This is a genomic window from Sulfurovum sp., assembly GCF_041562805.1.
GTDB lineage: Bacteria > Campylobacterota > Campylobacteria > Campylobacterales > Sulfurovaceae > Sulfurovum.
This window is the reverse complement of record NZ_JBFFOH010000091.1, coordinates 1-9,821: the sequence shown is the minus strand read 5'-3', so window position 1 is coordinate 9,821 and position 9,821 is coordinate 1. Positions and strand designations below refer to the sequence as shown.

Here is a 9,821-nt window from a genome sequence, read left to right as displayed (position 1 = left end):
GGCCGAGCCGTTCAACAAACGCTCCAGAAAGAGTGAGTTTACGGCCTGCAACCTTGCGTTCAGAGAGGGCAGATATGTTGTCGACTTTGCGGGCAAAAAGGTGGGGACGTCGGCTATTCTGACCAACATGCTCGGTGATGCTGCTCTGATCGTCAGCAGCGAAGAGGACGGCCTAAAAGAGGCGGGAGAGACTGTAAAGGTCATCAAGCTCGACCGCTTCTAAACGCTATGAGGCCAAGAGAGTTGGCCCCTTCTCCAACGCACTAACAAGGCCTGGATTCGAACAATAAATTAAAATACTTGCTAACAATAAAAAATCTATTGTGATATACTGTGCCCTATCTGATGTCAAAGGCACAACGATGAAGCACTTATTGACACTCCTCTTCCCTCTTTCTCTAGTGGTGCTATACGCAACAGAACCTCAGATCATCCACGGCCATGTCCTGCCGCCGGAGCCTGATCCGGTTATTAATGATTCGACACTGCTCGGGATCGATGCTAATAATAACGGGGTGCGGGATGATGTGGAGCGGTGGATTTATGAAAAATATAAAGATAAACATCCTATACATATTGATATCGCTATGCAGGGGGCTAGAGGATTTAAACTTATACTTGAACATGCTGAAAAGGCAAAAGAAATTCATTATAAAGCAACAGCCTATATAGACTGTGAATCATATTATAGTAATTACGCCAAATATTTTAATGAACCATTATTGGTAACTGAAGAGGTGTCGACAGAATATTATAGAAAGAAAATTTATTTCAACACTGAAAAGAGAGAGGCTCGCTATATTGAGTATGATAAATTATTGAGTGGCGATAGCTATGCACTCCCGAAAATAGAAACCCTAAAAAGTTTATGTGATTTCAATACCAGCAAGTATGAAGAATAAGTAATGAAAAAATCATTTTTACTTTTCTTTATATTCTTCTACCCAGTTGTAAGTTTCTCGGCTGTAGATGAACGTAAAACGGATGTTTATTTTGCTAACGGTATTTTAACATCACCAGATACTTCAAAAAAGAACACAATATTGCTTCGAGATTCCATTATTGATAAGTTTGGTATGGCCACTTATACCCAATCCATTGGCGAAGTATCCTATGCCTACAACCAAACTACAGATTTTGTAACAGATTCACTGGAAACACTTCTTCAAAAGTTTGGATGGGATTGGTTAACAAACCTTTTTATTCCTTCTCATAAGCCAGATTTACAACTACAAATTGATAAATATAAAGCCAGTATTAACTCTGGCCACAGAGTCTTGGTGGTCGCACACTCTCAGGGGAATCTTTATACGTATGAGGCCTATAACGGTTTAGCTGAATGGATGCAGAACTATTTCGAAGCGGTAACTATTGCATCGCCGATGAAAGCCGACATAAAACCAGAAACAGAAAGAATTGACTGGGACAATGATATAGCAGCAAGGATCGCGAACCTGGGAGCCAGTGATCTGGCTGATCTAAACAGTAAAGTACGAAACATTGATTGGAAACTGGACTATACGCAATATCCTGTAGGGTTTGTGCCGCCGCCCGGTTCCAAACCTGTTGGATATAGTTACGTATCAGAACTGGGAAGGATAGTTGAACGAGACTGCAGTACTGGTGCCCGCTCGAGAACCATATGCAGATTTGAAGCAACAGAGGGTGGCGTAAACACGAACGTTCTAGTGGCTGACAATAAAAGTAAATTTATATTAACAATATAAAATTGTTTGTGATAAACTGTGCCAAATTTTATGTAAAAGGCACAACAATGAAACACTTCTTGATACTCCTCTTCCCTCTTTCTCTAGTGGTGCTGTACGCAACAGAACCTCAGATCATTCAAGGGCATCAGCTACCGCCGGAGCCTGATCCGGTAGTGAACAACTCGACACTGCTCGGAATTGATGCAAATAAGAACGGCGTGCGGGATGATGTGGAGATTTGGGTATTGAATAAATATAAAGACAAACATCCAATCTATATAGCTATTGCTATGCAGGCAGCAAGAGCATATAGAAAAGTGCTTGAGACTCCTGAAAAAGCGAGGGAGATTCATGATGAAGTGGATAAAGCAGTATATTGTCAATTGTATTATAGATTAAATGCAAAATATTTCAATGAACCTTTATTATTAAAAAACAATGTTGTTAATGAGTTTTTCAGAAGTAAAATATATTTCAATACACAAAAGCGTATGGAGGCATATCTTCAGTACGACAAGTTGTTAAGTGGCGGCAGCTATACACTTCTTAAAATTGAAGAAAGAAAAGCTGCATGTGATTTCAATATCAGCAAATACGAGGAGTAGTTGATGAAAAAACTACTTTTTGCATTTGTACTACTACTGAATTCTGTAACAATATTTGCAAATATTGATGAACGAAAAACCGATGTTTATTTTGCTAATGGTATTATGACAGCACAACAAACGGCAATTGATAACGCAGGTATCCTTGAAGACGCCATTATCAATAAGTTTAGTATAGCCACTTGCAACAAAACCATCGGCAAAGTAGCCTACAACTATAATGAATCCCACCGTATCACCTTCGATCTCCTTGAATCTCTTTTTCAAAAGCTTGGGATACAGGGGCTCATAGATGAATTTGTCCAGACTTCCCACGGCAGAAATCTTTCAGAGCAAATAGATTCGTATAAAAACAGTATCAAAGAGGGGCACAAAGTCTTAGTGGTTGCCCACTTTCAAGGGAACCTTTTTACCTATGAAGCGTATCAGGGTTTGGATGCGTGGATGCAACCTTACTTTGAGGCTGTGAGTGTAGCTTCACCCATGAATGCAGATATAAAATCGGATACTCCGCGAATAGACTGGAACAATGATCTCGTAAGTAGACTTGCTACCAACGGTTTTTCAAGTTTAGACCATCTTAAAAATAGTGTACGAAACATTGATTGGAAACTGGACTATACGCAATATCCTGCAGGGTTTGTGCCGCCGCCCGGTTCCAAACCTGTTGGATATAGTTACGTATCAGAACTGGGAAGGATAGTTGAACGAGACTGCAGTACTGGTGCCCGTTCGAGAACCATATGCAGATTTGAAGCAACAGAGGGTGGCGTAAAGACTAACGTTCTAGTGGCGGACAATAAAAGTAAATTTATATTAACAATATAAAATTGTTTGTGATAAACTGTGCCAGATTTGATGTAAAAGGCACAACAATGAAACACTTCTTGATACTCCTGTTTCTTATAACAGGTTCTATCTCTCTCTACGGTTCCGGTGATGATCTAAGTATATCCAAAGGCACCGACCAAGCCGTAATTGCTCAACTCTCCCCTACAGTAGCACAGACCGATGTCTGGAACAATGCCAAGATCGAGGTCTCTTTTAACGTACCGCTCGACGCTTCGAGCGTACAGAAGAACAATGTCAAACTAGTATATCTCTCCTCCAAGACCAACGACCACATCGACGGTGCCATCAGTTACGACAAATACGACAACAAAGTCCTCTTTACACCAAGCGCTTTACTTCCTGTAGGCACGTATGAAGTGGAGATCAAAAGCCTCAAAGCGGACAAAGACTACAAGTCGGCACAGATCAATGAGATAAAGTACCGTTTTTATGTCCCCGAAGTTATCAACGGCCATCAACTTCCGCCTGAGCCTGACCCGGTAGTGAACAACTCGACACTGCTTGGGATTGATGCTAATGGGAATGGGGTGAGGGATGATGTGGAGATATATATTCTTCAGCGATATGCTGATGATACAGAATATCCTAAAACAAAAACTGCTATTGCATTGCAGTTTGCAAATGCATATCAATATATTGTTGGACATGATCCAAAATATTCATATAAAAATAAAACATACAAGTACGCAGATTACGCATTAGACTGTTTTGGTTATTTTATAGATGCAGGAATTAAGAAAAATAACCTACGAAGTACAAATATTTCAAAGCATATAGTAAAAAATAAAATTTTTGATGAAGAACTAGAGTCAAAACTATTTAATACAAAAGAACGGATGAAAGCATATTTTTATTTTAATGCTTCACTTAGTGGACACATGTTAGGTGGAGGGGGAGGTGTTCTGAGCTCTACAAAAGATAAATGCAATTTTGACATTGATGGTTTAGGTGAGCTCTAAATGAAACGACTATTTATACTATGGAGTTTGCTTGTAAGCTTAGTTTACGGAATTGAAACGAATGAAGATATTACTGATATTTACTTTGGAAATGGCGTATGGAATCGTGCTAATACAGCAAAAGAAGGACGTCTGGCACTCAGTAGAGTTATTTTATTTGATATTTATAATGGCAATGTAGAGACATTCAAAAAACGTCATTATTCTGTTAGAGATAGTGCTGAAGCAAATGAAAACATCATTTTACTTTCATACAATTGGACAGGTGTGTCACCAGAAAATTTAGGGTCAGGTGACAACTCGCTACTTTTAGAGTACAATAGATTAAAATACTAATAGGGAGGAAGGAATGCCAAGAAGACCAAGAGTTGACTTTGCGGGCTTTCACCATGTAGTCAACCGTGGTGTAGCAAGAGGGAAGATCTATAAAACAGCTGATGATAAAAAGAAGTTTTTAGAGATACTCTGTAAAGCGTGTGACATCTATAAGGTTAATGTGCATGACTACTGCCTTATGGACAACCATTACCATCTTCTCATAGAATCAACACAAGAAAATCTTTCACTCTTTATGCGCCAAATAAACTCCAACTACGCTATCTACTTCAATAAAACATACAAACGTACAGGACATTTTTGGCAAGGTCGATACAAGTCATGGTATATCATCAACGAAGACTATCTCTATACGCTCTTTAGATATATAGAACATAACCCCATCAAAGCAAAGATGGCACAAACAGTAGGTGAGTACCCTTTTACACTGCTCGCTACACAGTTAAACAGCAATCTTGATGTCATTGCTTGTGCCAAACACTCCAAGCTTATAAAAGAGTTAGAAGAAGAGGGTATTCAAGAACTATTGGAAACAGAACTGAGATTACAAGAACTCAAAGAGCTGGAGATTGAACAAAAAAAGAAAATCATTCACACTGAACATGAGTTCAGACAAGAGAAAGAGAAAACATTACAAGAACATTTTAAAAAAGCAGAAGAGCTGAGTAAAAGAAACTCAGCTATAATCGATGCACTAAACGATGGGTATAAACAGGCAGAAGTCGCAAGGTATTTACACCTTTCTCCTGCTGCAGTCTCTAAGATTTTTAGAGGAGTGAAGTAGTGAGTTGGCGACTGACCCTAAATTTTCGTAATTACGGGAAACGGGGAGGAATTGATATATGTAGAACGAATATGGTGAGTGTATGCACTCCCAACGAGGACGTTGGGAACAAGAAATGAGATTCATTTAGCCATTTAACACTATTAATAACATAATTAGATATTTCTATTATACAATGTGCCATATTCGATTTTAAAGGCGCAATGATGAAACACTTCTTGGTACTTCTACTCATTATAACAGGCTCTATCTCTCTCTACGGTACTGATGATGATCTCAGTATATCTAAAGGCACCGATCAGGATGTAATTGTTCAGCTCTCCCCTACAGTAGCACAGACCGATGTCTGGAACAACGCCAAGATCGAAGTGCGCTTTACCGTACCGATCGATGCTTCGAGTGTGCAAAAGAACAACATCAAACTCACGCACCTCTCTTCCAAGACCAATGAGCACATTGACGGTACCATCGACTACGATAAGTTTGACAATAAAGTGGTCTATACGCCAAATGCATTACTAAGTGAAGGTGTTTACGAAGTAGAGATCAAAAGTCTTAAAGCGGACAAAGCTTATAAAACGACACAGATCAATGAGATCAAGTACCGTTTTAATGTGCCAGAAGTCATCAATGGACATCAACTTCCGCCGGAGCCTGATCCGACCATTAATGATTCGACACTGCTTGGGATTGATGCTAATGAGAATGGGGTGAGGGATGATGTGGAGATATGGATACTTAACAAGTATAGAGACAAACACCCTATACATATAGATATTGCTATGCAGGCAGCAAGAGCTTATAAAAAAGTGCTGGAGACTCCTGAGAGGGCTAGGGAGATTCATGATGAAGTAAGAAAGGCTCGTCATTGTGAGTTTTATTATAAATATGATGCTAAGTATTTCAATGAACCATTATTGGTCGAAAATGACTTTGATACAAAATATCTTAGAAAGAAAATATATTTCAATACCGAAGAAAGAAAAAATGCATATACTCAATACGATACCCTTTTGAGTGGCGATAGCTATGCACTTCCAAAAAAGGAAGATGAAAAAAAGGCTTGTGATTTTAATACGAGTAGATACGAGAAATAAATTATGAAAAAAATATTATTACTCCTAATCATATTACCGGTACTTGCATTTTCTGCAATAGATGAACGAAAAACTGATGTATATTTTGCAAATGGCATTTTAACTAAAGAAAAAGATGCTCGTTCCAATGCTAATGATATTCTTTTCCTCGTTCCAAACGTCCTCGTTGGGAATGCGTACCAAAGTTAGCCAGTAAGAAAATTGTCTAATGGGACGAAGCCGCTATAAAGTTTATAAACCGACATCTCCACATTTTAGCACCTGTACAATATTACACTGAATACCGATATTTACAAGACGAGAGAGTATTGAAGAAGCAGTACATTGGCATTATCTCAGTGCGCGTAATTACGAAGGAAACGGGGAGGAATTGATATATGTAGAACGAATATGGTGAGTGTATGCACTCTCAACGAGGACGATGGGAACAAGAAATGAGATTAATTTAGCTATTTAACACTATTAATAACATAATTAGATATTTCTATTATACAATGTGCCATATTCGATTTTAAAGGCGCAATGATGAAACACTTCTTGGTACTTCTACTCTTTATAACAGGCTCTATCTCTCTATACGGTGCCGATGATGATCTTAGTATATCCAAAGGCACCGATCAAGAGGTTATCGCCAAACTCTCTCCTACAGTAGCACAAACAGATGTTTGGAACAATGCCAAGATCGAAGTGAGCTTTACCGTACCGCTCGATGCTTCGAGTGTGCAAAAGAACAACATCAAACTTGTTCACCTTTCCTCTAAGACCAATGAGCACATCGACGGTACCATCGACTATGACAAGTTTGACAACAAAGTGGTCTATACGCCAAGTACATTACTAAGCGAAGGTATCTACGAAGTGGAGATCAAAAGTCTTAAAGCGGACAAAGCCTATAAAACGACGCAGATCAAAGAGATAAAGTACCGTTTTTATGTGCCGGAAGTCATCAACGGGCATCAACTTCCGCCTGAACCTGACCCGGTTGTTAATGATTCGACACTGCTTGGGATTGATGCTAATGGAAATGGGGTTAGGGATGATGTGGAGAGGCATATTATTATTCGCTTTTCAAAAGAAGTAGAATTTCCAAAAACTAAAACTGCTATTGCTCTACAGTATGCAAAAGCATATCAGTTTATTATGGAAAATGACCCTAAAAATGCTTTTGAGAATAAATCATATAAAAAAGTAGATTATGCATTGGATTGTAAATGGTATTGGTATGATGAAGCGACAAAAAAATTCAACTTGTCATCTATAGAAGGAAGTATAGCCGGAACTAAGTTTAGACTAGAAAATAAAATTTATGATAATGAGTATAAAGAAAAACTCTTTAACACTAAACTTCGTATGAAAGCATATTTTTATTATAACGCTTCACTTAGTGGACATATGTTAGGCGGAGGCGGAGGTGTCCTTAGCTCTACTAAAGATAAATGTGATTTTGATATTGACGTATTAGGTGAGTTGCAATGAAACGGTTATTTATATTATGGAGCTTGTTAATAAGTTTTGTTCACGGCGTAGAAATAAACGAAGACATCACAGATATTTATTTTGGAAATGGTGTCTGGAATGATAGTGAAACTGCTAAAAATGGAAGAGATGAATTATCAAGAAAAATATTATGGTCAGTCTATAATGGCAATATACAAACATTCAAAAAACGTCATTATGCTGTCAGAGATAGTGCTGAAGCAAATGAAAATATTATTTTACTTTCATACAATTGGACAGGTGTGTCACCAGAAACAGGGGCAGGAAACATTGATGAATATTTTGGTTTTTTCTGGGATATAGTTGAGATTTTCGATCAACTGCAAAGAGAAGGACAGTTGCCATATTTTTCATTTTTTGGATGGTTGCAACATTCCGAACATTCAATCATTAGAGAGTGGTTAGATAACTATTTTATATCTATAGACGGTGCGAATCTAGAGGATATGCTCAATCGTTATAAAACGATAAGTTTTACCAAAGGACATAGAGTATTATTAGTTTCTCACTCTCAAGGTGGCAAGTTTGCAAACCGTGTATATGATACCTTAACACCTACTTGGTATAAAGACTACTTCGCTAATCTACAAGTGGCTTCTCCTGCGAGTAGCGTTCATGCATTAAAAGGTGCTTATGTGACATTTAGAGGGGATAAGCTTATCAATTCTATTCCAGGTAGTATGGAAGGTAATGCAGATTTAAATCCTGAAGACGATGTGCTTTTTGATTTAAACCATGAATTTGTTTCTGAATATCTTAGACAAACTGATTCACTGCGACAAATATTAGAAAATATTCCTGCGTTGTTACTTGCATTAGATAGAACCTATTCTCAATGGCTGATAAAAACAGAAAATATAAACACTCATATTTGTGAAGAACGTAGAGCTGAATTGATACATTTTCAAGAATCTCTAACTATACCCACAGCCTTTCCTTTTAGAATAGACAGTGTTGATGTCAATGGTACAAAACGTTATCTTGGCAAAGCCTATCCACTAGATGTTAATGGTATAAAAAAATATGTATTTGCATCAGAAGATGGTGAATTGATTATTGACGTGGAAGATCAAAACATTATACTTGATGATATGAGTAACGATGTTGGCTGCTACCTGCTTGACGGTACAGAAGACCAGATCGTAAAAGGGTGCGGTGATGCTAATGTGACAGAAGGCGTGCTCGAAGTCGATCTTAGCTGGAAAAGTCCTGCAATTGACCTGGAACTAACTGTTTTTAAAGAAGGTGAAGATGGTGCAGGTGATGTTGAAATCGTTTCGTATGACACCTTTGATGAGACATGCCCCAAAGAACATTGGTTCATTGAAAATGAAGCAGACGTTCAAGCGGGGACCTATGTTGTACATATTACAACTCAAGACACTACCAACATCGATGAAGCGCTGCTGCCTGAAACAATTAAATTAAAAATAGATGCCCCTGGCGGTGGTCTTAAGATCTCTATTAACATTCCAAGTACAGACCTGCTAAACATAGGTGCGGTAGCCAAGATCATTATTACGAAACCGGAAGGCGGTATCCGTGTTGCTGTCGAAGTTACAGAACATCCTGATTTAGAGTACGCAGGTGAGCGCTATCAGTATGATAAAGATGGTAAAGTGTACAACTATGAAGTTGTTTCATTGTTAAACAGAATCGAACTCGGCCCGATCGCCAATGCACAGATAGAGATCATGAGCCTTGTCGCAACAGACTTTGGTCAAATCGTCTATAACGGCTACACCTCGTCAGGAGACACTCTTGACACCAACGGTTTGATGCTTCTGCCATCAAGCTTTAAACAGTCCGTAGCCAGTGACGGTCTCTACCTTATCTCCGCTACAGGCGGAGAAGATGTCGATACCGATGATGACCTGAACATGGACGCAACGCCGACCTCCAACTTTGGAAGCATCCACGCCATCGTCTCCGGTGCAGCCATTAAAGAGAATGGTCTGAAAGTAAATATACTCACTGAACTG

At 38.7% G+C, this 9,821-nt stretch carries 11 protein-coding genes and 1 pseudogene; all 12 read left to right on the top strand.

From position 1 onward, the window contains the following. Positions 1-223 (top strand): annotated as a pseudogene (locus ABYK33_RS10435) (molybdopterin molybdenumtransferase MoeA); the annotation flags it as partial. Between the two features lie 139 nt (positions 224-362). Next, the gene (locus tag ABYK33_RS10430; RefSeq protein WP_373033132.1) at positions 363-902 is read left to right on the top strand and encodes a hypothetical protein; all 540 of its coding nucleotides are present in this window, start codon (positions 363-365) and stop codon (positions 900-902) included. Positions 903-905: 3 nt separating this feature from the next. Then, positions 906-1,727: a hypothetical protein gene (locus ABYK33_RS10425; protein ID WP_373033131.1), complete on the top strand. Its 822-nt coding sequence runs from the start codon at positions 906-908 to the stop codon at positions 1,725-1,727. Positions 1,728-1,774: 47 nt separating this feature from the next. Then, positions 1,775-2,314, top strand: coding sequence for a hypothetical protein (locus tag ABYK33_RS10420; protein WP_373033130.1), 540 nt, complete (start codon positions 1,775-1,777; stop codon positions 2,312-2,314). 3 nt (positions 2,315-2,317) lie between these two features. Next, positions 2,318-3,142 (top strand): hypothetical protein, encoded by an 825-nt coding sequence (locus ABYK33_RS10415; protein ID WP_373033129.1) that lies wholly within the window; start codon positions 2,318-2,320, stop codon positions 3,140-3,142. A gap of 47 nt (positions 3,143-3,189) precedes the next feature. Continuing rightward, positions 3,190-4,125 (top strand): Ig-like domain-containing protein, encoded by a 936-nt coding sequence (locus ABYK33_RS10410; protein ID WP_373033128.1) that lies wholly within the window; start codon positions 3,190-3,192, stop codon positions 4,123-4,125. Beyond that, positions 4,126-4,461: a hypothetical protein gene (locus ABYK33_RS10405; protein ID WP_373033127.1), complete on the top strand. Its 336-nt coding sequence runs from the start codon at positions 4,126-4,128 to the stop codon at positions 4,459-4,461. It begins immediately after the preceding gene. Positions 4,462-4,474: 13 nt separating this feature from the next. Next, positions 4,475-5,245 carry a transposase gene (locus ABYK33_RS10400; RefSeq protein ID WP_373033126.1) on the top strand — a complete coding sequence of 257 codons (771 nt, stop codon included), beginning with the start codon at positions 4,475-4,477 and terminating at the stop codon, positions 5,243-5,245. Between the two features lie 206 nt (positions 5,246-5,451). After that, positions 5,452-6,342, top strand: coding sequence for an Ig-like domain-containing protein (locus tag ABYK33_RS10395; RefSeq protein ID WP_373033125.1), 891 nt, complete (start codon positions 5,452-5,454; stop codon positions 6,340-6,342). 3 nt (positions 6,343-6,345) lie between these two features. Continuing rightward, positions 6,346-6,531, top strand: coding sequence for a hypothetical protein (locus ABYK33_RS10390; protein ID WP_373033124.1), 186 nt, complete (start codon positions 6,346-6,348; stop codon positions 6,529-6,531). Positions 6,532-6,867: 336 nt separating this feature from the next. Then, on the top strand, positions 6,868-7,818 hold the full coding sequence (locus ABYK33_RS10385) for an Ig-like domain-containing protein (RefSeq protein WP_373033122.1): 951 nt from the start codon (positions 6,868-6,870) through the stop codon (positions 7,816-7,818). Next, on the top strand, positions 7,815-9,821 hold a 2,007-nt coding region (locus tag ABYK33_RS10380; RefSeq protein WP_373033121.1), incomplete at its 3' end, for a hypothetical protein. The genes ABYK33_RS10385 and ABYK33_RS10380, both read left to right, overlap by 4 nt.

Bases quoted from the DNA above. Each gene is read 5' to 3' on its own strand.
- ABYK33_RS10430 (WP_373033132.1), top strand. From the start codon at position 363: ATGAAGCACTTATTGACACTCCTCTTCCCTCTTTCTCTAGTGGTGCTA.
- ABYK33_RS10425 (WP_373033131.1), top strand. From the start codon at position 906: ATGAAAAAATCATTTTTACTTTTCTTTATATTCTTCTACCCAGTTGTA.
- ABYK33_RS10420 (WP_373033130.1), top strand. From the start codon at position 1,775: ATGAAACACTTCTTGATACTCCTCTTCCCTCTTTCTCTAGTGGTGCTG.
- ABYK33_RS10415 (WP_373033129.1), top strand. From the start codon at position 2,318: ATGAAAAAACTACTTTTTGCATTTGTACTACTACTGAATTCTGTAACA.
- ABYK33_RS10410 (WP_373033128.1), top strand. From the start codon at position 3,190: ATGAAACACTTCTTGATACTCCTGTTTCTTATAACAGGTTCTATCTCT.
- ABYK33_RS10405 (WP_373033127.1), top strand. From the start codon at position 4,126: ATGAAACGACTATTTATACTATGGAGTTTGCTTGTAAGCTTAGTTTAC.
- ABYK33_RS10400 (WP_373033126.1), top strand. From the start codon at position 4,475: ATGCCAAGAAGACCAAGAGTTGACTTTGCGGGCTTTCACCATGTAGTC.
- ABYK33_RS10395 (WP_373033125.1), top strand. From the start codon at position 5,452: ATGAAACACTTCTTGGTACTTCTACTCATTATAACAGGCTCTATCTCT.
- ABYK33_RS10390 (WP_373033124.1), top strand. From the start codon at position 6,346: ATGAAAAAAATATTATTACTCCTAATCATATTACCGGTACTTGCATTT.
- ABYK33_RS10385 (WP_373033122.1), top strand. From the start codon at position 6,868: ATGAAACACTTCTTGGTACTTCTACTCTTTATAACAGGCTCTATCTCT.